Annotated in this window: 18 protein-coding genes; 13 read left to right on the top strand and 5 right to left on the bottom strand. The window is 60.3% G+C overall.

The window, feature by feature from the left end; all coding sequences use genetic code 11:
• Positions 1-380 precede the first annotated feature (380 nt).
• From BLU63_RS12920 to choV, 3 genes are all read left to right on the top strand, one after another.
• A complete protein-coding gene (locus BLU63_RS12920; RefSeq protein ID WP_010466989.1) occupies positions 381-1,331 on the top strand; it encodes a choline ABC transporter substrate-binding protein in 951 nt (316 codons plus the stop codon).
• Between the two features lie 77 nt (positions 1,332-1,408).
• Positions 1,409-2,254 (top strand): choline ABC transporter permease subunit, encoded by an 846-nt coding sequence (gene choW / locus BLU63_RS12915; RefSeq protein ID WP_010466987.1) that lies wholly within the window; start codon positions 1,409-1,411, stop codon positions 2,252-2,254.
• Complete coding sequence (choV, locus tag BLU63_RS12910) at positions 2,251-3,429, top strand: choline ABC transporter ATP-binding protein (RefSeq protein ID WP_010466986.1); 1,179 nt, start codon at positions 2,251-2,253, stop codon at positions 3,427-3,429. The genes choW and choV overlap by 4 nt, the downstream gene beginning before the upstream one ends.
• A gap of 254 nt (positions 3,430-3,683) precedes the next feature.
• On the opposite strand, the gene BLU63_RS12905 is transcribed toward choV, so the two are convergent.
• Positions 3,684-5,633 carry a BCCT family transporter gene (locus BLU63_RS12905; RefSeq protein WP_224795543.1) on the bottom strand — a complete coding sequence of 650 codons (1,950 nt, stop codon included), beginning with the start codon at positions 5,631-5,633 and terminating at the stop codon, positions 3,684-3,686.
• A 378-nt stretch (positions 5,634-6,011) separates the two neighbouring features.
• On the opposite strand from BLU63_RS12905, the gene betI reads away from it, so the two are divergent.
• The 9 genes from betI to yccS all read left to right on the top strand — a co-directional run bounded on the left by betI (position 6,012) and on the right by yccS (position 19,816).
• The gene (betI, locus tag BLU63_RS12900; RefSeq protein WP_010466984.1) at positions 6,012-6,605 is read left to right on the top strand and encodes a transcriptional regulator BetI; all 594 of its coding nucleotides are present in this window, start codon (positions 6,012-6,014) and stop codon (positions 6,603-6,605) included.
• A 110-nt stretch (positions 6,606-6,715) separates the two neighbouring features.
• Entirely contained in the window at positions 6,716-8,188 is a 1,473-nt protein-coding gene (gene betB, locus BLU63_RS12895; RefSeq protein ID WP_010466983.1) for a betaine-aldehyde dehydrogenase, read from the top strand.
• Between the two features lie 131 nt (positions 8,189-8,319).
• Positions 8,320-10,023: a choline dehydrogenase gene (gene betA, locus BLU63_RS12890; protein WP_077747261.1), complete on the top strand. Its 1,704-nt coding sequence runs from the start codon at positions 8,320-8,322 to the stop codon at positions 10,021-10,023.
• A 260-nt stretch (positions 10,024-10,283) separates the two neighbouring features.
• Positions 10,284-11,726 carry a TldD/PmbA family protein gene (locus tag BLU63_RS12885; protein WP_083375596.1) on the top strand — a complete coding sequence of 481 codons (1,443 nt, stop codon included), beginning with the start codon at positions 10,284-10,286 and terminating at the stop codon, positions 11,724-11,726.
• Positions 11,726-13,063 (top strand): TldD/PmbA family protein, encoded by a 1,338-nt coding sequence (locus BLU63_RS12880; protein WP_083375595.1) that lies wholly within the window; start codon positions 11,726-11,728, stop codon positions 13,061-13,063. Before BLU63_RS12885 ends, BLU63_RS12880 begins: the two co-directional genes overlap by 1 nt.
• 140 nt (positions 13,064-13,203) lie before the next feature.
• Entirely contained in the window at positions 13,204-14,631 is a 1,428-nt protein-coding gene (mdtD, locus tag BLU63_RS12875; protein ID WP_010466979.1) for a multidrug transporter subunit MdtD, read from the top strand.
• Between the two features lie 156 nt (positions 14,632-14,787).
• The gene (gene dbpA, locus BLU63_RS12870; protein WP_229801809.1) at positions 14,788-16,125 is read left to right on the top strand and encodes an ATP-dependent RNA helicase DbpA; all 1,338 of its coding nucleotides are present in this window, start codon (positions 14,788-14,790) and stop codon (positions 16,123-16,125) included.
• A 159-nt stretch (positions 16,126-16,284) separates the two neighbouring features.
• Complete coding sequence (locus BLU63_RS12865; protein ID WP_077747258.1) at positions 16,285-17,463, top strand: BaiN/RdsA family NAD(P)/FAD-dependent oxidoreductase; 1,179 nt, start codon at positions 16,285-16,287, stop codon at positions 17,461-17,463.
• A 169-nt stretch (positions 17,464-17,632) separates the two neighbouring features.
• A complete protein-coding gene (gene yccS, locus BLU63_RS12860; protein ID WP_083375594.1) occupies positions 17,633-19,816 on the top strand; it encodes a YccS family putative transporter in 2,184 nt (727 codons plus the stop codon).
• Between the two features lie 51 nt (positions 19,817-19,867).
• Here yccS and BLU63_RS12855 read toward each other — a convergent pair whose 3' ends face one another.
• On the bottom strand, positions 19,868-20,605 hold the full coding sequence (locus tag BLU63_RS12855) for a substrate-binding periplasmic protein (RefSeq protein ID WP_010466971.1): 738 nt from the start codon (positions 20,603-20,605) through the stop codon (positions 19,868-19,870).
• 257 nt (positions 20,606-20,862) lie between these two features.
• Between BLU63_RS12855 and BLU63_RS12850 the strand changes: the two genes are divergently transcribed.
• Positions 20,863-21,315 (top strand): GNAT family N-acetyltransferase, encoded by a 453-nt coding sequence (locus tag BLU63_RS12850; protein ID WP_010466969.1) that lies wholly within the window; start codon positions 20,863-20,865, stop codon positions 21,313-21,315.
• 96 nt (positions 21,316-21,411) lie between these two features.
• Here the strand turns inward: BLU63_RS12850 and BLU63_RS12845 are convergent, their stop codons facing one another.
• The 3 genes from BLU63_RS12845 to BLU63_RS12835 are packed head-to-tail and all read right to left on the bottom strand — an operon-like array spanning position 21,412 to position 24,383.
• Positions 21,412-21,708 (bottom strand): winged helix-turn-helix domain-containing protein, encoded by a 297-nt coding sequence (locus tag BLU63_RS12845; protein ID WP_010466964.1) that lies wholly within the window; start codon positions 21,706-21,708, stop codon positions 21,412-21,414.
• 13 nt (positions 21,709-21,721) lie between these two features.
• The gene (locus BLU63_RS12840) at positions 21,722-22,213 is read right to left on the bottom strand and encodes a M48 metallopeptidase family protein (RefSeq protein WP_010466956.1); all 492 of its coding nucleotides are present in this window, start codon (positions 22,211-22,213) and stop codon (positions 21,722-21,724) included.
• Between the two features lie 46 nt (positions 22,214-22,259).
• Positions 22,260-24,383: a putative bifunctional diguanylate cyclase/phosphodiesterase gene (locus BLU63_RS12835; RefSeq protein ID WP_077747257.1), complete on the bottom strand. Its 2,124-nt coding sequence runs from the start codon at positions 24,381-24,383 to the stop codon at positions 22,260-22,262.
• Positions 24,384-24,597 lie beyond the last annotated feature (214 nt).

Genomic DNA, 24,597 nt, shown 5'->3' with positions numbered 1-24,597 from the left:
CTGCTACGCTCAAGCTGCAATCCGCCGAGATTGGCCGCATCATCAGGCTTTTTCCGTGTCGTTCGACGTCTCACACCGACGCACTCATGCTCACTAACGCCGCAGGCGTTTTACGCTTCGTTTTCGCCGTTTTTTTGCGGATCAGGGAGGCAAAGGGGGCTGAAAAAAGCTGTAAACGACGTCACCGACACTGGATGCGACCATCCCTGTACTGGTTACGACGCACCCTGTAGGCGTCAGATTTTCACTGGTACATGATCGTATCGACTCGATTGCAAGGCGCCGTGGTAGAGCTGTCTCCAAAACGCCATCCAACCGCAACCTATAAGTGCGGTGGTCCAGTCGGAACACTGCCAAAAAAAACACCAAGGAGTCCATCCATGAAAGGTTCCCCGTCGTTGTTGTTGGCCGCCATGCTGAGTCTGCCGTTACTGGCTCAAGCTGCAGAACCCGCTCAGTGCAGCACCGTAAACTTCTCCGATGTCGGCTGGACTGACATTACCGTCACCACCGCCACCACCAGCGTCGTTCTCGATGCCCTGGGCTACAAGACCAAAACCACGATGATTTCCGTTCCGGTGACCTACAAGTCCCTGGCCGACGGCAAGAACATGGACGTGTTCCTGGGCAACTGGATGCCGACCATGGAAAACGACATCAAGGCTTACCGTGATGCCGGTACCGTGGAGACCCTGCGCGCCAACCTCGAGAACGCAAAATACACCCTCGCCGTGCCCGAAGAGTTGTATAACAAGGGTCTGAAAGATTTTGCCGACATCGCCAAGTTCAAGAAAGAACTCGACGGCAAGATCTACGGCATCGAACCGGGCAACGACGGCAACCGCCTGATTCAGAGCATGATCGACAAGAACGCCTTCGGCCTGAAAGACGCCGGCTTCAAGGTGGTCGAGTCCAGCGAGGCAGGCATGCTCTCGCAAGTCGATCGCGCCCAGCGCCGCAACACCGCCGTGGTGTTCCTGGGCTGGGAACCACACCCGATGAACACACGTTTCAAGATGAAGTACCTGACCGGCGGCGACGACTTCTTCGGCCCGAACTTCGGTCAGGCGACCATCTTCACCAACACCCGCAAGGGCTACGCGCAGGAATGCAGCAACGTCGGTCAGTTGCTGAAAAACCTGGTGTTCACCCTCGACATGGAAAGCACGCTGATGGGCAACGTCCTGGACGACAAAATGAAGCCTGACGCGGCCGCCAAGGCCTGGCTGAAAAAGAATCCACAGGTGCTCGATACCTGGCTCGCTGGCGTAACCACCATTGACGGTAAACCTGGCCTGGAAGCCGTGAAAGCCAAGCTCGCGCAGCCTTGATTTAGGAAGCATCGCTTACGCCGGGCGGGTTCGCTCGCCCGGGCTGTTTATTTCCTTGCATGCGGACGTTCACTACCATGCTGATTGATCAGAAAATACCTCTAGGCCAGTACATCGCGGGCTTCGTTGAATGGTTGACGCAACACGGCGCCAACACCTTCGACGCCATCGCCGTGTCACTGGAAACGATGATCCACGGCGTGACTTTCGCGCTGACCTGGTTCAACCCGCTGGCATTGATCGGCCTCATCGCACTACTGGCTCATTTCATTCAACGAAAGTGGGGGCTGACCGTTTTCGTCATTGCCTCCTTTCTGCTGATCCTCAACCTGGGGTACTGGCAGGAAACCATGGAAACCCTCGCCCAGGTGCTCTTCGCGACCCTGGTCTGCGTGGTCATCGGCGTACCGTTGGGTATCGTCGCCGCGCACAAACCGATGTTCTACACACTGATGCGGCCGGTGCTCGATCTGATGCAGACCGTACCGACGTTTGTGTACCTCATTCCTACCCTGACCCTCTTCGGGCTGGGCGTGGTCCCGGGTCTGATCTCCACGGTAGTGTTCGCGATTGCCGCGCCTATCCGCCTGACCTACCTGGGCATCCGTGATGTTCCCGCAGAACTGATGGACGCCGGCAAAGCCTTCGGCTGCTCGCGCCGCCAGTTACTCGCACGCATCGAACTGCCTTACGCCATGCCAAGCATCGCGGCCGGTATCACCCAGTGCATCATGCTGTCATTGTCGATGGTGGTGATTGCGGCTCTGGTGGGCGCCGACGGCTTGGGCAAACCTGTGGTCAACGCACTGAACACTGCTGATATCGCCCTGGGCTTCGAAGCCGGCCTGGCGATCGTACTGCTGGCGATCATGCTCGACCGTATCTGCAAACAACCCGACGCTAAAGCAGGGGGTGACGCATGAGCATTATTCGCTTCGAAGACGTCGACGTAATCTTCTCCAAAGATCCACGCGAGGCGCTCAAGCTCCTCGACCAAGGCATGACCCGCGACCAGATCCTGAAAAAAACCGGGCAGATCGTCGGCGTTGAAAAAGCCAGCCTGGACGTGGAAAAAGGCGAAATCTGCGTGCTGATGGGCCTGTCGGGCTCCGGCAAATCCAGCCTGCTGCGTTGCATCAACGGCCTCAACACCGTGAGCCGTGGCAAGTTGTTCGTCGAGCACGAAGGCAAGCAGATCGATATCGCTTCCTGTACCCCGGCAGAACTGAAAATGATGCGCACCAAGCGCATCGCGATGGTGTTCCAGAAATTCGCCCTGATGCCGTGGCTGACGGTGCGCGAGAACATCAGTTTCGGTCTGGAAATGCAGGGTCGCCCGGAGAAAGAACGCCGCAAACTGGTGGACGACAAGCTTGAGCTGGTGGGCCTGACCCAGTGGCGCAACAAGAAGCCTGACGAACTCTCCGGCGGTATGCAGCAACGCGTGGGCCTGGCCCGTGCGCTGGCGATGGATGCGGACATTCTGCTGATGGACGAACCGTTCTCGGCGCTCGACCCGCTGATCCGCCAAGGTCTGCAGGACGAATTGCTGGAACTGCAAAGCAAGCTGAGCAAAACCATTGTGTTCGTGAGCCACGACCTCGATGAAGCCCTGAAGCTCGGCAGCCGTATCGCAATCATGAAAGACGGCCGAATCATCCAGTACAGCGTGCCGGAAGAGATCGTGCTCAACCCGGCGGACGACTACGTGCGGACCTTCGTCGCGCACACCAACCCGCTGAACGTGCTGTGCGGTCGCAGCCTGATGCGCACCCTGGACAACTGCAAACGCATCAACGGTTCGGTGTGCCTCGATCCGGGCGGCGATTCATGGCTGGACCTGGCCGAAGGCAACACCATCAAAGGCGCCCGCCAGAACGGCGCGAGCCTGGATCTGCAGAACTGGATTCCAGGGCAAGCGGTTGAAGGCCTGGGTCGACGGCCAACGCTGGTGGACTCGAACATCGGCATGCGCGATGCGCTGCAGATTCGTTATCAGACCGGCAACAAACTGGTGCTGCACGACAACAACAAAGTGGTCGGGATTCTGGGCGACAGCGAGCTGTATCACGCACTGCTCGGCAAGAACCTGGGTTAAGGCAACAGACACAAAAACGCCGCGAGAGGATCGCGGCGTTTTTGTTAGTGCAGATATTTGGCTTGGAATGCTGATAACTGTGGCGAGGGAGCTTGCTCCCGCTGGGTTGCGCAGCAACCCCAAAACCAGACACCACGGTCATTCAGAAAGACCGCGTTATCGTTAAATGCGACTGCTACGCAGTCGAGCGGGAGCAAGCTCCCTCGCCACAATGGATCTGCGGTGCAGCAACTTGCACCGCATGACCTCAAGTTTCAGCTATAGACACGGCCAAGGAGCTGCCGATGGCTTTCGAACTGATCGAGCACGTCACGGGTGATCTGATCCTGAGTGAAGCCCATCAAGTCGTAATCCTGGCTGCCGTTGTGCAGGTAAACCTCGGCGCGGTAATAGCGCGCACGCGGTTCGTCAGCGCTTTCGGCCGACACCGTTTCACTCGCCGCCGCCAGATAGCCATCCAGGCTCACTTCGTAGACAAAAGGGTTGCCCTCTTCCATCTCGATGCGCACACCCATGCAGCGCTTGGACTTGCCCAGCAACGTTTGCACGTCCAGACCCTGGGCACGCAATTGCACGGCCGCATCTTCCAGCGCCGGGCTGACTTGCTTGTCCATGAAACGCTGAACGATCGACTGATTCGGTTGCAGGTCCAGCTGCGTCAAACGCTCGCTGAAACCACGGCGACCGCGTGCTGCGAGCTCCGCTTGCTCCTGTTCGATCTGCACGTCCTGGCGCATCGCCTTGTGCAGGCCAAACATGAAGAACACCAACACCACCGAGAACGGCAGACCGGCCAACACCACCATGGTTTGCATCGCTTCGAAGTTACCGGCGAACAGCAGGCCGATGGTCACCAGGGTGATCACCGCCGACCAGAAGATCCGCAACCAGTGCGGCGCATCTTCATCGACGTTACCGCCCTTGCAGGAAAGGTTGGCCATCATCACCGCGCCGGAATCCGCCGGGGTCAGGAACAGCACGAAACCGACGAAGATCGACACGCCGATCACAATCTTCGATGCCGGGTAATGCTCAAGCAATTGGTAGATCGCCATCGACGGCTGTTCGAGCGCCGTCTTTCCGAGCTCCACCGCCCCATGGTTCATCACCAGGTCCAGGGCCGAGTTACCGAAGATCGACAGCCACGCCAGGGTGAACCCCAGCGGGATCAGCAGCACGCCGGCCACCAGTTCACGCACCGTGCGACCACGGGAAATACGCGCGATGAACATGCCGACGAATGGGGCCCAGGAAATCCACCAGGCCCAGTAGAACAGGGTCCACAAGCCCAGCCAGCGGTCGGACTTCTCACTGTCGCCTTCGTAGACGTAGAGGTCGAAAGTCTTCAGGACCACGCCGTTCAGGTAGTCGCCGACGTTCTGCACGAAGCCGTTCAACAGGTGCAAGGTCGGGCCGAACAGCAGCACGAAAATCAGCAGACCGCTGAACAGTACGATGTTCAGGTTCGACAGACGGCGAATGCCGTTTTCCACACCCGACACAGCCGCGATGGTCGCCACGGTGCTCATCACGATGATCACGATCAGCAGGTTGGTGTTGCTGTGTTCCATGCCGAACAGGTTTTCAAGGCCCGACGACACTTGCAGCGAACCAATCCCCAGGTTCGTCACCAGCCCCAGCAGGGTCACGAACATGCCGAAACCATCCACCGCATGGCCGGCCGCGCCTTTGACCCAACGCTCGCCCACCAACGGATACAACGCCGAACGCAACGCCAGCGGCTGGTTATGACGGTAGGCAAAGTACGCCACGGCCAGGCCGACCAAGGCGTAGATCGCCCAGCCATGCAGGCCCCAATGCAGGAATGTCAGCTGCACAGCCTGACGGGCGGCCATGTTGCTGGCAGCCACGCCTTCCGGCGGGTTGAAGTAATGGTCCAGCGGCTCGGAAGCACCGAAGTACAGCAGCGAAATGCCGATACCCGACGAGAACAGCATCCCCGCCCACGCGCCGTAGCTGAAGTCCGGGGTGTCGTCCTTGCTGCCCAGCTTGAGCTTGCCGTAGGACGAAAACGCCAGGCCGACGACAAATACCAGGTAGGCGGCGATCACCACCATGTAGTACCAGCCGAAGCTGCGGGACAACCAGGCCTGGGCGATGCCGAGCAATCTGCCGGCCTCTTGCGGGGCGATGATCAGAATGGCGGTCAACAACAGAATCAGCGCGGTAGAGGTGTAGAACACCCAACCGTTGACCGTCACCTTCTCGGGCGGGGTCTTTATTAGAGAGGCAGAACTCATGGCACAGATGCTCCAGGCAGTGCGAGAGAAGAACACAAGGCAACGCGGTACCCGACCAATCGGTTAGTTGGCAGCCGACCGACGGGTGATATAAAGACACCCCGAAAAAAGCCCGAAGCCCGGAACGCCAGTGCGTAGGGGTTTCGAGCCGTTTTGGATGTCGGTTTATCGTCATTTACACGTAGGAAAAATCTGTAAGCAGCGACGAATTGTCGCAGATCTTATTCTTTGTTGATTGAACGTTCAATCAAAACAAAATAGACTGGCCCTCAATCCGATAGACGTTTTACGTCCGCCGGAAGGCCTAAGGAGATGTGCAAGATGCCCAAGGTCGGTATGCAACCCATCCGCCGCCAGCAATTGATCGAAGCCACATTGCAGGCGGTTGATCAGGTCGGAATGGGGGACGCCAGCATTGCGCTGATCGCCCGTTTGGCCGGTGTCTCGAATGGCATCATCAGTCACTATTTTCAGGACAAGAACGGCCTGATTGCTGCCACGGCGCAGTATCTGATGAGTGTCCTGAGCGAGAACGTCACCGCGCGCCGTCAGGCGCTGGAGGACAGCAGCCCGCGGGCGCACCTCCAGGTGATCATCGAAGGCAACTTCGACGCCAGCCAGGTCAATGGCCCGGCAATGAAAACCTGGCTGGCCTTCTGGGCCACCAGCATGCACCACCCGTCTTTGCACAGGTTGCAGCGGATCAACGATCACCGCCTGTATTCCAACCTGTGCTGCCAGTTCCGCCGCGTATTGCCGCTCGATGACGCGCGCAGTGCAGCCCGGGGCCTGGCAGCCCTCATTGACGGTTTGTGGTTGCGCGGCGCGCTGTCGGGAGATGCTTTCGACACCGAGCAGGCGCACCGGATCGCTTACGAATACATGGACTTTCAACTGGCCAAGCAGGTGAGTTAGAGCACACATAAATCGCTCAACCCCTGAACTGCTGCTGATCGGTGTTGCCACAACCCTATGGCTTCACTCCAGTGGCCTACGCCAACCACTTATGCACTTGCGAGGACACTATGGCCCGTTTCGAACTGCAAAAACTTTACATCGATGGCGGTTACTCCGACGCCAGCAGCGACGCCACCTTCGAAGCCATCAACCCGGCTAACGGTGAAGTCCTCGCAACCGTACAGCGTGCGACCAAGGAAGACGTTGAGCGCGCGGTAGTCAGCGCCGAAAAGGGCCAGAAAATCTGGGCCGCAATGACCGCCATGGAGCGTTCGCGCATCCTGCGTCGTGCCGTTGACATCCTGCGCGAGCGCAACGATGAGCTGGCCGCCCTGGAAACCCTGGACACCGGCAAGTCGTTCTCCGAAACCAAGTATGTCGACATCGTCACCGGTGCCGACGTGCTGGAGTACTACGCAGGCCTGGTGCCCGCCATCGAAGGCGAGCAGATCCCGCTGCGTACCACGTCGTTCGTCTACACCCGTCGCGAGCCACTGGGTGTCGTGGCCGGTATCGGCGCGTGGAACTACCCGATCCAGATCGCCCTGTGGAAATCCGCGCCAGCCCTGGCGGCCGGTAACGCGATGATCTTCAAGCCAAGCGAAGTCACTTCCCTGACCACGCTGAAACTGGCCGAGATCTACACCGAGGCAGGCCTGCCAGCCGGCGTGTTCAACGTGTTGACCGGCAGCGGCCGTGAAGTCGGCACTTGGTTGACCGAGCACCCACGCATCGAAAAAATCTCCTTCACCGGCGGCACCGACACCGGCAAGAAGGTCATGGCCAGCGCTTCCGCTTCGTCGCTGAAAGACGTGACCATGGAACTGGGCGGCAAATCCCCGCTGATCATCTTCGACGACGCCGACCTCGATCGCGCCGCCGACACCGCGATGATGGCCAACTTCTACAGCTCCGGCCAGGTCTGCACCAACGGCACTCGCGTGTTCGTGCCGACTCACCTGAAAGCCGCTTTCGAAGCCAAGATCGCTGAGCGCGTTGCGCGCATCCGCATCGGCAACCCGGAAGACGAGAACACCAACTTCGGCCCGCTGGTCAGCTTCGCCCACATGGAAAGCGTGCTGGGTTACATCGCCAAAGGTAAGGAAGAAGGTGCTCGCGTGCTGTGCGGCGGCAATCGTCTGACCGAAGGCGAATTCGCCAAAGGCGCGTTCGTGGCCCCGACCGTGTTCACCGACTGCACCGACGAGATGACCATCGTTCGCGAAGAAATCTTCGGCCCGGTGATGGCGATCCTGACCTACGACACCGAAGAAGAAGTGATCCGTCGTGCCAACGACACCGACTTCGGCCTGGCCGCCGGCATCGTCACCAAGGACCTGAACCGCGCTCACCGCGTGATTCATCAACTGGAAGCCGGTATCTGCTGGATCAACGCCTGGGGCGAGTCCGACGCGAAGATGCCGGTCGGCGGCTACAAGCAGTCCGGTGTTGGTCGTGAAAACGGGATCAGCTCTCTCAATAACTTCACGCGCATCAAGTCCGTGCAAGTCGAACTGGGTGAGTACGTTTCGGTATTTTGATTAGCTGATCCAGCGACAAGCGGCAAGCTTCAAGCTGCAAGTAAAAGCAGTTTGGTTTGCCGCTCCATCTCAACACCGCTCGCTGCTCTCTTGCAGCTTGAAGCTTGAAGCTTGAAACTCCCGGAGGGCCTATGTCCCAAGAATTCGATTACATCATCATCGGTGCCGGCTCGGCCGGTAACACCCTGGCGACCCGTCTGACTGAAGACGAAGGCGTCACCGTCCTGCTGCTCGAAGCAGGTGGCCCGGACTACCGTCTGGACTTCCGCACGCAAATGCCGGCCGCCCTGGCGTTCCCGCTGCAAGGCCGTCGCTACAACTGGGCCTACGAAACCGATCCAGAGCCACACATGGACGGTCGCAAGATGGAATGCGGTCGCGGCAAGGGCCTCGGCGGTTCCTCGCTGATCAACGGCATGTGCTACATCCGCGGCAACGCGATGGACTACGACAACTGGGCCAAGCTTCCAGGTCTTGAAGACTGGGACTACCTGAACTGCCTGCCGTACTTCCGCAAGGCTGAAACCCGCGACATCGGCCCGAACGACTACCACGGTGGCGACGGTCCGGTCAGCGTGACCACGCCGAAAGCCGGCAACAACCCGCTGTTCCACGCGATGGTTGAAGCAGGCGTACAGGCCGGTTACCCGCGCACCGAAGATCTCAACGGTTACCAGCAAGAAGGCTTCGGCCCGATGGACCGCACCGTGACGCCGAACGGCCGCCGCGCCAGCACCGCTCGCGGTTACCTGGACATCGCCAAGAAGCGTTCGACCCTGACCATCGTCACCCACGCCCTGACCGACAAGATCCTGTTCGAAGGCAAGCGTGCCGTTGGCGTGCGTTACCTGATCGGTGCCGCTGAAGAGCGCGTTGAAGCCCGTGCCCGCAAAGAAGTGCTGCTGTGCTCCGGCGCCATCGCTTCGCCGCAGATTCTGCAACGCTCCGGCGTCGGCCCGGCTGAACTGCTGAACAAGCTCGACATCCCGGTGGTCCATGACCTGCCCGGCGTCGGCGAAAACCTGCAGGATCACCTCGAGTTGTACCTGCAATACGCCTGCACCCAACCGGTCTCGCTGTACCCGTCGCTGCTCTGGTACAACCAGCCGGCCATCGGTGCCGAATGGCTGTTCAACGGCACCGGCATCGGCGCCAGCAACCAGTTCGAAGCGGGCGGTTTCATTCGTACCCGCGAAGAATTCGATTGGCCGAACATCCAGTACCACTTCCTGCCGGTCGCGATTAACTACAACGGCAGCAACGGTGTGAAAGAGCACGGTTTCCAGGCGCACATGGGTTCCATGCGTTCGCCGAGTCGTGGTCGCATCCAGGCCAAGTCCAAGGATCCGCGCGAGTACCCGAGCATCCTGTTCAACTACATGGCCACCGAGCAGGACTGGCAGGAATTCCGCGACGGCATTCGCCTGACCCGTGAAATCATGCAACAGCCCGCACTGGACGCTTTCCGTGGTCGCGAAATCAGCCCGGGCATCGACGTGCAAACCGATGAGCAGCTCGACAAGTTCATCCGCGAACACGCCGAAACCGCGTTCCATCCTTCCTGCTCGTGCAAGATGGGCACCGACGAGATGGCCGTGGTCGATGGCGAAGGTCGAGTGCATGGTCTGCAAGCCCTGCGTGTGGTCGATGCCTCGATCATGCCGATCATCACCACCGGCAACCTGAACGCACCAACGATCATGATCGCCGAGAAAATCGCCGACAAGATCCGTGGTCGCCAGCCGTTACCGCGCAGCAAGGCCGATTACTACGTGGCCGGCGATGCGCCGGTGCGTGGCAAGCCGTTGCGGGAAGTGAGCCTTACCGCTCAGTAAGACTTAATACCGAGGTGCGCCCTTCGCGGGCAAACCTCGCGTCTACAAGGGAACGCAATTACTTGTAGGAGCGAGGCTTGCCCGCGAAGGGGCCCGACCAAGCAACACATCTCTAACTGACACATACCGGTAATCCCTTCCTACACCGCTCCACCCTTGATCCTACCCCCCGCCCAGGCCTAATCTAGCGCCACGCAAACGTTTCACCCCCCCCTTCGCAACACCGCTGCACCGCCACTCCAGACCAAGGAGGTTCCCGAATGTTCGATTTCCACCCCCAGCTCAAGCAGCGCTTCGCTGCCTTGCGCACGGGCGCTGAATTCTTTTCGCTGCGTTATGTACGCGAGTCCGGCCAGTACCTGTCGGTGCGCAAGAATGTCGCCGAACCTCCGAGCCTGAGCCGTGACGAAGGCGCGATGCTGACCGTGCGTGTCAACGGCGTCGAAGCCTACGCCGCGACCAACGACCTGTCGCAACAAGGCCTGCAAGCCGCACTGGAGAAGGCCGAGCAACAAGCCCGCCGACTCAAGCCCCACGCCCTGCTCGACCTGAGCGCACAGGTGGTCTCCAGCGACCGCGCCGACTACTTTTCGCCGAACCTCGACCAGCCCTTCCCTTCCCTGAGCGATTGCTACCAACTGCTCGGCGCCGAATCCGCATCCGTGCCCAAGGACGAGCGACTGGTGAACTGGGAAGTGAGCATCGGCATCACCCATGTCGAACAGATCTACCTCAGCAACGCCGGTGCCGAACTGCGCCAGGCCCAGCGGTTCGTCTACCCGAGCCTGGAAGTCACGGCCTACGACGGCAACGACAGCCAGACCCGAACCCTGGGCCGCGAGAACTTCGGTCAACAGGGCGGTTTTGATGTGATCAGCCGCTGCGGCCTGGTCGGCGCCGGTCCGAAAATCGCCGATCAGGCGCTGCAATTGCTGCTGGCGCCGAACACCCCGAAAGGCCCGCGTGACCTGCTGCTGATGCCGGACCAGATGATGCTGCAAATCCACGAATCGATTGGCCACCCATTGGAACTGGACCGCATCCTCGGTGACGAGCGCAATTACGCCGGCACCAGTTTCGTCAAGGCAGAAGACTTCGGCAGCCTGCAGTACGGCTCGAAACTGCTGAACGTGACCTTCGACCCGGAGATTCCCGAACAGCTGGCCAGCTATGGCCATGACGACGACGGCACTGCTGCCAGCAAACAATTCCTGATTAAAGAAGGCTTGCTGCTGCGCCCATTGGGCGGCGCGCTGTCGCAGTTTCGCGCGGGCATGGATGGCGTGGCCAACAGCCGCGCCTGCAGCTGGAACCGTCCGCCGATCGATCGCATGGCCAACCTGAACATCGAGGCCGGCGATCAACCGCTGGAGCAAATGATCGGCAACATCGAGCACGGCATCTTGATGAGCACCAACCGGTCCTGGTCCATCGACGATGCCCGCAACAAATTCCAGTTCGGCTGTGAATGGGGCCAACTGATCGAAAACGGCGAACTCAAAGGCGTGGTCAAGAACCCGAACTACCGGGCGATTTCCGCGCAGTTCTGGAAAAACCTCAGCGCCGTTGGCGATGCCAACTCCGTCAAGGTCCTGGGCACGCCGAACTGCGGCAAGGGCGAACCGAACCAGGTGATCCGCGTCGGCCATGCCTCGCCGGCCTGTGTGTTCAGCAACGTTGATGTGTTTGGGGGGGATGCCTGATGAGTACTTCAAAAAGTCAGGCCGATGCGTTCAAGGCCTTGGTCAATTGGCTGCGTGATGCGATTCGCGAGCCGGAACAGTTCACTCTAAGTTACGCCGCCGAATCCTCGGCCTTCGTGCGCTTCAACCACGCCAAGGTGCGTCAGGCCGGCCAGGTGCAGCAGGCGAGCGTCGGTTTCAAGCTGATCAACGAGGGTCGGCATGCTGACCTCAACATCACGCTGGCCGGCGATCAGGAAGTCGACCTTCAGCGCCTGGCCGAAGGTCTGCAACAGTTGCGCGAAACCTTGCCGCTGCTGCCGCAGGATCCCTACCTGCTGCTCAACCACAACAGTTGGCAGAGCAAGAACGTGCAGGAGCATCCGCTGCCGGACACCGAGCAGGTCGTGGCCGAAATCACCCAGGCCGCCGAGGGGCTGGATCTGGTCGGCTTCTACGCCGCCGGCCCGATCAGTCGTGGTTTCGCCAGTTCTTCGGGGGCGCTTGGCTGGCATCAGGCCAACAGCTTCAACTTTGATTTCAGTCTGGTCCATGAAAACGGCCAAGCGGTGAAAGCCAGTTACGCCGGGCACGACTGGAACAGCGAGGGTTTTGCCAAGCGCTTTGCGCAGGCGCGTGAGCAGTTGGCATTCCTCGGCAGACCGCAACGCACCCTGGCGCCCGGTCAGTACCGCGCCTATCTGGCACCGGCAGCCCTGGGAGAAATAATGGACATGCTGGGCTGGGGCGGTTTCTCGGCACAGTCGATTGCCACCAAAAGCAGCCCGTTGCAGAAGCTGTATGCGGGCGACAGTGCGTTCAGCCCGTTGGTGTCGGTTGATGAAAAGGTCAGCGGTTCGTTGAGCCCGGCGTTCTCGGGCGAAGGTTATCCGCGCAGCGATCTTGGCTTGATCGTCGAAGGCAAGGCGGGCGCGCAGATGGTCAGTTCACGCAGTGCCGCCGAATACGGCCTGACCGCCAATGGCGCCAGCGGCGGTGAAATGCCGAGTGCTGTGAACATGGCCGCCGGTACGCTGCCCGATGCAGAGATTCTCAAGCAACTGGGAACCGGTCTGTACATCAGCAACCTCTGGTACCTGAACTACTCGGACCAACCGGCGGCACGCCTGACCGGCATGACGCGATTCGCGACGTTCTGGGTCGAGAACGGCGAGATTCAGGCGCCGGTGAGCACCATGCGCTTTGATGACAGTGCGTACAGTCTGCTTGGTTCCCAACTGGAAGCGTTGACCGAGGAGCGTGAGCTTATGTTGTCGGCCAGCACCTACAGCCAGCGGGCCACAGCCTCGGCGTTGTTGCCGGGGGCGCTGATCAGCAAGCTGACCTTGACCCTCTGACACCGATCGTGCCCACGCTCTGCGTGGGAATGCCTCAATGGACGCTACGCGTCCGCTTCGGCAGGGACGCGGACCGTCCCGGACTGCATTCCCACGCGGAGCGTGGGAACGATCATTAACTCCGACTCACACGAGGTCCCATGCCCAACCGCCCGCCTCTCGACGCTGTCACCGCCCGCTGGGTGCCGTGGGTCGTCGCCATCGCCTTCTTCATGCAGTCCCTCGACGGGACCATCCTCAACACCGCCCTGCCCGCCATGGCCCGGGATCTGGCCGAAGATCCGCTGCGCATGCAGGGCGTGATCATTGCCTACATGCTCACCGTCGCGCTGCTGATCCCCGCCTCGGGCTGGATCGCCGACCGCTTCGGCACCAAGAAAATCTTCTTCGGCGCAATCCTGCTGTTCAGCCTCGGCTCATTGCTCTGCGCCTTGTCGAGCACCCTGAGCATGCTGATCGGTGCACGAGTGATACAAGGCCTGGGCGGTGCGTTGATGCTGCCGGTCGGGCGGCTGGTGGTGCTGCGCGCCTATCCGCGCTCGGAGCTGGTGCGGATCATGGGCTTCATCACCATTCCCGGCCTGCTCGGCCCGTTGATCGGCCCGACCATGGGCGGCTGGATGGTCGAATACCTGACCTGGCACTGGATCTTCCTGATCAACCTGCCGGTGGGCGCCATCGGCTGCTACGCCGTGTGGAAGTTCATTCCCGACCTGCGCGGCACTGAACGCACGCGCTTCGACAGCTTGGGCTTTTTGCTGTTCGGCGCGGCGATGATTCTGATCACCATCGCCATGGAAGGCCTCGGTGAACTGCACCTGCCGCACTTGCGGGTGATGTTGCTGCTGTTCGGCGGCATGGCGTGTCTGGCGGCGTATTGGCTGCGCGCCGGGCACATCGATAATCCGCTGTTCGCGCCGTCGCTGTTCAAGACCCGGACGTTTGCCGTGGGCATCCTCGGCAACCTGTTCGCCCGCCTGGGCAGCGGCGCCCTGCCGTTCCTCGTGCCGTTGTTGCTGCAAGTGGCGCTGGGTTATTCGCCGTCACAAGCCGGGATGAGCATGTTGCCGCTGGCCGCTGCGGCGATGGTCGCCAAATCGGTGGCGCGTCCGCTGATTGAGCGCCTGGGCTATCGCATCGTGCTCACCGGCAACACCCTGGCGCTGGGGCTGATGCTGGCGAGCATGGGCCTGGTCAGCGAGCAGACGCCGTACTGGCTGCTGCTGGGGATGCTGGCGATTCTCGGCGCGATCAACTCCTTGCAGTTCACCGCCATGAACACCGTGACCCTGATCGACCTCGACGACGCCAGCGCCAGCAGCGGCAACAGCCTGCTGTCGGTGGTCGCGCAATTGTCCCTGAGCCTTGGCGTTGCCTGTGCCGGCGCGTTGCTCGGCGGCTTTACCGCAGAGATCGGTAACGATGGCGTGGACACGGTGCTGGGTGCGTTCCAGCTGACGTTTGTGACGGTCGGAATCATGGCGATGCTGGCCGCGACGATCTTCTCCCAGCTCTCAAAGGAAGACGGACGGCGCGTCAGAAGCCCGGAAGAACACATAGAGCCTTAGTTTCCAGACGATAAGTGCCTGCGCTCGGCGACTTCTCGTCTGGAAACTACGGGCGAATGGCCATGGGACTGATACACTGCGCGACATTTTGTTTTGCAGGCCAGTCCCGTGACCACCATTGCCACCGCTTTTAATACTTTGCCGCTATCCGCCGCCATGCTGGCTAACCTCGACTCTTTGGGTTATGCCGAGATGACGCCGATCCAGGCGCAAAGCTTGCCGGTGATCCTCAAGGGGATGGACCTGATCGCCCAGGCCAAGACCGGTAGCGGCAAGACCGCCGCCTTCGGTGTCGGCCTGCTGAACCCGATCAATCCGCGCTTCTTCGGTTGCCAGGCGCTGGTCATCTGCCCGACTCGCGAGTTGGCCGACCAGGTCGCCAAGGAAATCCGTCGCCTGGCCCGCGCCGAAGACAACATCAAGGTCCTGACCCTGTGCGGCGGCGTGGCTTTCGGCCCACAGATCGGCTCGCTGGAGCACGGTGCGCACATCATCGTCGGCACCCCTGGTCGGATTCAGCAGCACCTGCGCAAGGGTTCGCTGATTCTCCATGGCCTGAACACGCTGATCCTCGATGAAGCCGACCGCATGCTCGACATGGGTTTCTACGATTCCATCGAAGAAATCATCGCCCAGAGCCCCGAACGTCGCCAGACCCTGCTGTTCTCCGCCACCTATCCGACGGGCATCAAGCAATTGGCGGCGAAATTCATGCGCAACCCGCAGATCGTGAAGGCCGAAGCGTTCCACGACGACACGCAGATTGAGCAGCGCTTCTACGAAATCTCCCCGGAAGAGCGCATGGACGCGGTGGTCAAAGTCCTCGCGCATCACCGTCCGGCGTCCTGCGTCGCCTTCTGCTTCACCAAGCAGCAGGTTCAGGAAACCGTCGATCACCTGACCTCCAAAGGCATTTCCGCCGTCGGCCTGCACGGCGATCTGGAACAGCGTGACCGTGACCAGGTGCTGGCCATGTTCGCCAACCGCAGTACTTCGGTACTGGTCGCCACCGACGTTGCCGCTCGTGGCCTGGACATCGATGCGCTGGACATGGTGATCAACGTCGAGCTGGCCCGTGACTCGGAAATCCACATTCACCGTGTCGGCCGTACCGGTCGTGCTGGCGAGAAAGGCATTGCGATCAGCCTGGTCGCGCCGTCCGAAGCGCACCGCGCCCAGGCCATCGAGCTCCTGCAGAAGTCGCCGTTGAGCTGGGATCAGCTGGACAACCTCAAATCCCAGGGCGGCGCACCGCTGCTGCCAGTGATGAGCACGCTGGTCATCGGCGCAGGCCGTAAAGACAAAGTGCGTCCGGGCGACATTCTGGGTGCACTGACGGGCGATGCCGGTATTCCGGGCGCTCAGGTCGGCAAGATCGCGATTTTCGACTTCCAGGCATATGTGGCTGTTGAACGCGGGATCGCCAAGCAAGCCTTGCAGCGTCTGAACGACGGCAAGATCAAAGGCCGTTCGTTGCGCGTTCGTATCCTCTAAGAACGCCGCAACTCCCCCCTGCCTGATCGTTCCCACGCTCCGCGTGGGAATGCATCCCGTGACGCTCCGCGTCACAGAGCGGACGCAGAGCGTCCATGGCGGCATTCCCCCGCAGAGCGTGGGAACGATCAATATAAGCTCCTGTGTGAGGACACCGTTTTGCGCTCTACCGAAGTCGTGATCATTGGCGCTGGCGCCGCAGGGTTGATGTGTGCGCTGACCGCCGCCGGACGTGGGCGCAAGGTCATGTTGCTCGACCATGCGAACAAGGCCGGCAAGAAAATCCTGATGTCGGGCGGTGGCCGCTGCAATTTCACCAACATGTACACAGAACCGGGCAATTTCCTCTCGCAAAATGAACACTTCTGCAAATCCGCACTGGCGCGCTATACCCAGTGGGATTTCATCGGCATGGTCGCCAAACACGGCGTGCCGTATCACGAGAAGAAACTCGGCCAACTGTTCTGCGATAACAAATCCAGCGACATCCTTGAGATGCTCCTCACCGAATGCGATCAGGTCGGCGTCAGCCTGCACCTGGACACCTCGATCCAGACCATCGAAAAGCTCGAAAGCGGTTACTTGCTCGACACGACGCTCGGTCAACTGACCTGTGAATCCCTGGTCATCGCCACGGGTGGTCTGTCGATTCCGACCCTGGGCGCCACCGGTTTCGGTTATCAGGTCGCCAAGCAGTTCGGTCACGACCTGCTACCGACCCGTGCCGGCCTGGTGCCGTTCACCATCACCGATCAGCTCAAGGAACTGTGCACCGAGCTGTCCGGCACATCGGTGGATTGCCTGGTGAGCTGCAACGACCAGAGCTTTCGCGAGAACATCCTGTTCACCCATCGCGGCCTCAGTGGCCCGGCGATTTTGCAGATTTCCTCGTTCTGGGAATCCGGCGACACGGTCGAGATCAACTTGATGCCGGACCACGACGTGCCGAGCTGGCTGCAACAGCAGCAAGCCGAACGCCCGAACAGCGAACTGAAAACCCTGCTCGGTGAAATCTTCACCAAGAAGATGGCCAACTTGCTGGCGGACAACTGGTTCGTCTCCAAACCGATGAAGCAATACACCCACGCGGAAATCGCCGACATCGCCGAAAAACTGGCGAGCTGGAAAGTGGTTCCTGCCGGCACCGAGGGCTATCGCACTGCGGAAGTGACTTTGGGCGGTGTCGACACTCATGAAGTGTCATCCAAGACCATGGAATCGCTGAAAAGCCCTGGCCTGTATTTCATTGGTGAAGTGCTCGACGTCACCGGACACCTGGGCGGCTTCAACTTCCAGTGGGCCTGGGCCTCGGGTTATGCCGCTGCGCAGTACGTCTGATATACCGCGTCATCGTTCTTCGCGGGCAAGTCGGATCGCGAAGGCGTCCGAACAGACAACACTGAACAATCAAGGAACAGATTTTGCTGTCAGATGTGATCGGCGCCATTGCGTCGGCGTCATTACTGGCTCAATTTAGCGGCATTGCCTCGGAAGGCCTTCGCACTTCATGTCATCGACCTCATTTCGTCAGTCGCTGCGCCGTCTCTGGGCGCTGGATAAATTCAGCTACAGCGTGCGGGTGTTCATCGCCCTGACCGGCAGCATGGCCGTCTGTTGGTATCAGGATGAAATGGGGCTTCTGATCCCGTTGTTCCTGGGGATCATCGCCAGCGCCCTGGCCGAGACCGACGACAGTTGGCAGGGCCGCCTCAACGCGCTGGCCGTGACGCTGGTGTGCTTCAGCGTCGCCGCCCTCTCCGTCGAATTGCTGTTCCCCTACCCCATCGTTTTTGTCATCGCCCTGGCCCTCGCCAGTTTCGGCCTGACCATGCTCGGCGCCCTCGGCGAACGCTATGGCGCGATTGCCTCCGCGACGTTGATTCTGTCGGTCTACACCATGATCGGCGTGGATCAGCGCGGCGGCGCGGTCACCGATTTCTGGCACGAACCGGTGCTGCTGGTGGCCGGCGCCGCCTGGTACGGCTTGCTCTCGGTGCTGTGGCAGGCGATGTTTTCCAACCAGCCGGTGCAGCAGAGCCTGGCTCGGTTGTTCCGTGAACTGGGTTTTTACTTGAAGCTGAAATCGTCGCTGTTCGAGCCGATTCGGCAGATGGACGTGGAAGCACGCCGACTGGAACTGGCGCAGCAAAACGGTCGAGTTGTCGCGGCACTCAACGCTGCCAAGGAAATTATCCTGCACCGGGTCGGCAATGGACGACCGGGTTCGAAAGTCAGCCGCTACCTCAAGCTGTACTTCCTCGCTCAGGACATCCACGAGCGCGCCAGTTCTTCGCACTACCCTTACAACGCGCTGGCCGAGGCGTTCTTTCACAGCGACGTGCTGTTCCGTTGCCAGCGTCTGCTACGCCAGCAAGGCAAAGCCTGCCGGGCGCTGGCGGAATCGATCCAGATGCGCCAGCCGTTCATCTATGACGCCAGCTTCGCCGAAGCGTTGAGCGACCTGCACGCCTCCATCGAACACTTGCGCATCCAGAGCAACCCGGCCTGGCGCGGTCTGTTGCGCTCTTTGCGGGCATTGGCCGCCAACCTCGGCACCCTCGACCGTTTGCTCAGCGATGCCAGCAACCTCGACGCCCTGGCCGACGCCACCGACAGCAGCCTGCTCGACCGCTCGCCGCGCAACCTCAAGGATGTGTGGATTCGCTTGCGCACGCAGCTGACACCGACCTCGCTGCTGTTCCGCCATGCACTGCGCCTGCCCCTGGCCTTGAGCATCGGCTACGGGATGGTGCACTTGATTCACCCCTCGCAAGGTTACTGGATCATCCTCACCACGCTGTTTGTCTGCCAGCCAAACTACGGCGCCACTCGACGCAAACTGGGCCAACGGATCATCGGCACCGCGATTGGCCTGACGGTGGCCTGGGCGCTGTTCGATCTGTTCCCCAATCCGCTGGTCCAGTCGTGCTTCGCGATCGCAGCCGGAGTGGTGTTCTTTATCAACCGCACCACGCGCTACACGTTGGCGACCGCCGCGATTACGTTGATGGTGCTGTTCTGCTTCAATCAGGTCGGTGATGGTTACGGGCTGTTCCTGCCGCGGCTGTTCGACACCTTGCTCGGCAGCTTGATCGCCGGGCTCGCGGTGTTCCTGTTCCTGCCGGACTGGCAGGGCCGACGCCTGAACAAAGTGCTGGCCAATACCCTGACCTGCAACAGCATTTACCTGCGCCAGATCATGCAGCAATACGCCGCCGGCAAAAGCGACGACCTGGCCTATCGCCTGGCGCGACGCAATGCGCACAACGCTGATGCGGCATTGTCGACGACACTGGCCAACATGCTCATGGAGCCAGGGCATTTCCGTAAGGAAGCGGATGTCGGGTTTCGCTTCCTGGTGCTGTCGCACACGTTGCTCAGCTACTTGTCGGGATTGGGTGCGCACCGTGAAACCCAGTTACCGGCGGATGTTCGCGAGCATTTGATCGACGGCGCGGGCGTGAGCCTGGCGGCCAGCATCGACGAGATCGCCCAAGGGTTGGCGAGCAAACAGCCAATTGCGATTCAGAGCGATGCCGAAGAGGCGCTGGCCAATGAGTTGGAGCAAATGCCGGATGAGATCGATGAAGGGCAGCGGCTGGTACAGACGCAGTTGGCGTTGATCTGCCGGCAGTTGGGGCCGTTGCGGACGTTGGCGGCGCATCTGATCAAGGACACCAGTGAAGCCTGAGATCTGTAGTGACAGGCTTGCTCGCGATAGGGCCATCAGCCACACCGAAGCTTACATCCCATGCTGCTTCATCAACCGCTCATAACTGCCATCAGCCTTCATCTCCGCAATCTCGCGATCGAAACCGGCGACGATCTGTTCATGCTGCGGATTTTTCAGGCTGACCAATATGTGCAAGCTGTTCTCGCTCAATGCCTTGGGCAGGAACTCCACGGCATTGCGCACCTTGGATGATTCCCGAGCCAGGTAATAACGGGCGACGTATTCGTCTTCCAGCGTCAACTTGACCCGGTCTGCCGCGACCATGCGCACGGCCATGGCGAAGTTATGCACGGGGACTTTCTGCAACGACACGTCCTCATCGAATTCCGGTGAATAGGCATAACCACGCACCACTGCAATCGGGTAAGTGTGCAATTGCTGCAAGTTGTTGTATTCGATGGGCGCGTCTTTGCGCTTGAGAAAACGCACGCGGTTGAGCAGGTATTCGCCGGAAAACTGGCCCAGCTTGGTGCGCTCGTCGGTGTACCAGGCGTTGACCAGCACGTCGTAACGGCCTTCACCGACGCCGAGCAACGCTCGCGCCCAGGGCACCTGCTCGAAATCACTGGCGTAACCGGCCCGTGCCAGCGCAGTGCTGACAATGTCAGTGGCCAAGCCACCGTTGACCAGCGTGGCGTCGGTAAACGGTGGCCAGGCGTCGGCGACCAGACGCAGCTTCTCCGCTGCCGCGCTCTGTGTCAGCAACAGCAGCACGATCAAAGCAAACGCTCGATGCAATCGCGGCATGCTAGAAAATCCTTAGCGGGCGGGCTGCCCGACGCATTTTTCTGCCAAAACTCCAAGACACATGTATCAGCACCCAAGTACTCAACATTAGCTCATTGAAGCCACTGCACTGCGCTCAATCGCAGATTACACAAAGAAGACAGTGCCGCGAGAAATGAATGATGGCATTTTGGCCTTCGTCACAGATTGCTCCGTCATAAAGACATATATCGCCGGGACGCTTAGTATCCGAAGGACGTTGCTCAAGGAAAGTGAAGATGACAATCGATTGGGTCTGCAAACACCACAGCGATCTGGGGAAAGAGCAGCTGTACGCCATTCTCCAGTTGCGCGCAGAAGTGTTCGTCGTCGAACAGAAATGCGCTTATCAGGATGTCGATGGCCAGGATCTGGAAGGGGACACCTGCCATTTGATGGCGTGGGATGGGGATCGGCTGGTGGCCTATCTGCGCTTGCTCGACCCGGAAACGCAGGGCGGCGACGTGGTGATCGGGCGGGTGATTATCGCGCCTGGCGCCCGTGGCACCGGGCTGGGGCACGAGTTGATGGCCCAGGCGTTGAAGCAGGCCGCGAAACGCTGGCCTGAGGTGCCGATCTATCTTTCGGCCCAAGCGCATTTGCAGGGGTATTACGGGCGGTACGGGTTTGTGGTGTCGGGTGAGGAGTTTCTGGAGGATGACATTCCGCATATCGGGATGCGTCGCCCTTAAGGGCCCTATCGCGAGCAGGCTCGCTCCCACAGGGGACCGCGGTCAAATGTGGGAGCGAGCCTGCTCGCGATGGCGTCAGCTGTATCATCGAAGAACTCAGGGATACTCGAGCACCGCTTTAATCTGCCGCAGATTCCGCTCGATCCACCCCCGATCAATCGCCCCCCACTCGCGAATCCGATAGCGCCCCGCATGGTTGCGCGCGCCCTCTTCCTGCTCGAACTCGCAAATGATGTCCAGGTCCGCCAATGCGGCAATTGTGTCCTGCGCCGTGCGCCGGGGCATGCCGGTTGCTTCGGTCAGCGCCGGGACGCTGCTGGCCAACCCGCTGTCGATCAGGTAGGCCACGTACAACCGGCGATAAAAGCTGCTCTTGGTCTTGCTTACATCCATTCAAACACTCCCTTTACTGCATATCCCGCCACGTCAGGTACACCCGCAGATCAAATTCCACCTGGTGATACCCCGGCAACATGTGTTCGCAGAGCTTGTAGAACGCCTTGTTGTGATCCGACTCTTTAAAGTGCGCCAGCTCATGCACGACGATCATTTTCAGAAACTCGGAGGGTGCTTCCTTGAACAACGAGGCCACCCGGATTTCCTTCTTGGACTTGAGCTTGCCGCCCTGCACCCGCGAGATTGTGGTGTGCAGGCCAAGGGCGCGATGGGTCAGGTCGAGGCGGTTGTCGAACAGCACCTTGTCGATGGCCGGCGCGTTGCGCAGGTATTCCTGCTTGAGGTCCAGCGCGAAGGTGTACAGCGCCTTGTCGCTCTGCACCGCGTGTTTTTCCGGGTAGCGCTTGCTCAGGTAGTCGCCCAGCCGACCTTCGGTGATCAGCTGGCGCACCTGGTCCTGCAACGCAGCGGGATAGGCCTGGAGGTATTTCAACGCGGTCATCAGGGTCGGCAACACGAATAACGAAAAGGTCGCCAGTGTAGCGAATTCAGCGGATCAGCGCGCTCCAGTCAAACGGCGTCACAAAGTCGCCGGCATCCTCGGCCATCATCGGCCGCCCCACCAGAAAACCTTGCACGTACTGGCAGCCGTTGGCTTGCAGCCATTCATATTGCGCGATGGTTTCCACCCCTTCGGCAATCACCAGCATCCCGTATTGCTTGCACAGGTCGATCACATTGCGCACCAGCGCCGCGTCCCGTTCTGACGCCGGCAATCGGGCGATCAAATGCCGGTCAAACTTGAGCGTGTCCAGTTCCAGATCGCGCAGATGCGCCAGTGAGCACGGTCCGGAGCCGAAGTCATCCAGCGCCACACGCACTCCAAGATTGCGCAGCAAGCGCAGGGTCTTGCGGGTTTCTTCGGGGTTTTGCATCAACGCTTCTTCCGTCACTTCGACTTCCAGATAACGCGGCTGCAAGCCGTGACGCTCCAGCACCTGGCGCAATTCAGTGACCAGGTTGGGCATGCCGAACTGGGTGCTGCTCAAACTGACGCCCAGCACCAGGTCTTCGGCAAACAAGGTTTCCCACGCTTTGCGCTGGCCGGCCCCGCGATGGTAAATCCAGCTGCCCAGACGACTGATCAGCCGCGCCTCTTCCAGCAACGGCAAAAACAGCCCCGGCGGCACGTCACCGACGCTCGGGTGCTGCCAACGCAGCAGCGCTTCGAAACCACGAATCTGCCCGCTGTCTATCGCCACCTGCGGCTGATACACGAGGTTGAAATCACGGTTCTCAATGGCGGTGCGCACGCTATCTTCGAGCATCAGCCGCGAGCGCGCCCGGCCATTCATGTCGTGATCGTAGAAACGGTATTGCTGACGGCCGGCCCGTTTGGCTTCGTACATGGCAATGTCCGACGCACGCAGCAAGCCGTCGAGGTTCGAACCGCAATCCGGGTACGTGGCGATGCCGATGCTGGCGCCCAAGGCGATATCCAGACCATCAATCTGCTGACAGATCGACACCCGCTCAATGAGCTTCTCGGCGATCTTCGCCGCTTGCTCCGGGAACTCCAGATCCAGCAGCGCCGTGAACTCATCGCCGCCCATGCGCGCCAGAATGTCAAAGGGCCGCAGACAGGCTTTCAATTGCTCGGACACCCAGCGCAGCACCCGGTCGCCGGCATCGTGGCCGAGGGAATCGTTGACGCGCTTGAAGCCGTCGAGGTCCAGGTACAGCAGCACCCAGGCGCTGTCGGACCGTTCACCGCGCAACAGCAGATTCTCCACCGTCTGGTAGAAACCGCGACGATTGAGCAGCCCGGTCAGCGGATCCGTCACCGCCTGGAATTCCAGTTGCTGATGCAGATGGCGCACCACCGACATATCCAGCACCGTCACCACCATCGCATGTTGTTCGCTAGGCAATGGCGCACAAGACAGCGCCACCGGCACTTGCTGGCCGGGCGCCGTTCGCAGCAACGCGTCGTGCAGGCGCAGGGTTTCGCCGCGCCGGTAACCGGTATAAAAGTCAGAGTCCGCCCAGACCGGGATGTGCGGCTTTTGCAGAAAATCCAGAAACTCTTTGCCTTGCAGGTCTTGCACCGTGGCATTGAGCAACCGGGACATCGCCGGGTTGGCAAAGCGGATCACACCGTCCTCACCCACCACCAGGATGCCTTCGGCGGCGTTGTCCAGCACCGAGGCATTAAACGCGCGAGCGACCTCCAGATCGTGGCTCAGGCGCTGCAAGGCACGGCGATTGCGTTGATGCTCGAGCAACGCCTGAACTTTGGGCTTGAGAATTTGCGGGTCGAACGGCTTGAACAGGTAATCCACCGCACCACTGGCATAGCCCTTGATCACGGCGTCCTGGGACTGTTCGTTAGCGGTCAGGAAAATAATCGGTGTGAGACGGGTTCGCTGACTGCCGCGCATCAGGCGCGCCACTTCAAAACCATCCATGCCCGGCATCTGCACATCCAGCAGCACCAGGTCGACATCGTGTTCGAGCAGCAGACTGAGCGCTTCGAAACCGGAAGCTGCGGTAATGACCTGCCAATCCTGGCGCTGGAGCAACGCGCGCAAGCTGATCAGGTTTTCAGGGTAATCATCGACGATTAAAAGGATCGAGCTGCCTTCAGCTGGCGTGGGGTGCGCGCATTCCATGCTGCTTCTCTTATTTCGGGGCGTCAGGCCAGTCTCTCGTGAAAACCGGCCAAATACTGAGCCTTCACTCTAGACCGGGATCCGCAAAAGCAGAAGCTGCCAGTGCGCCATCATTTAACCATCACGTACATTTGCCGACTAACGGTCGCTTCTACAGCCCCCTGAAACCGGGGAAGATGGCCTTTTGACAGGATTTTGACGCCATCCATCTGTC

It is taken from the genome of Pseudomonas mandelii (genome assembly GCF_900106065.1).
GTDB classification, from domain to species: Bacteria; Pseudomonadota; Gammaproteobacteria; order Pseudomonadales; family Pseudomonadaceae; genus Aquipseudomonas; species Aquipseudomonas mandelii.
The sequence above is the reverse complement of the archived record's forward strand: the minus strand, read 5'-3'. Positions and strand labels throughout refer to the sequence as shown.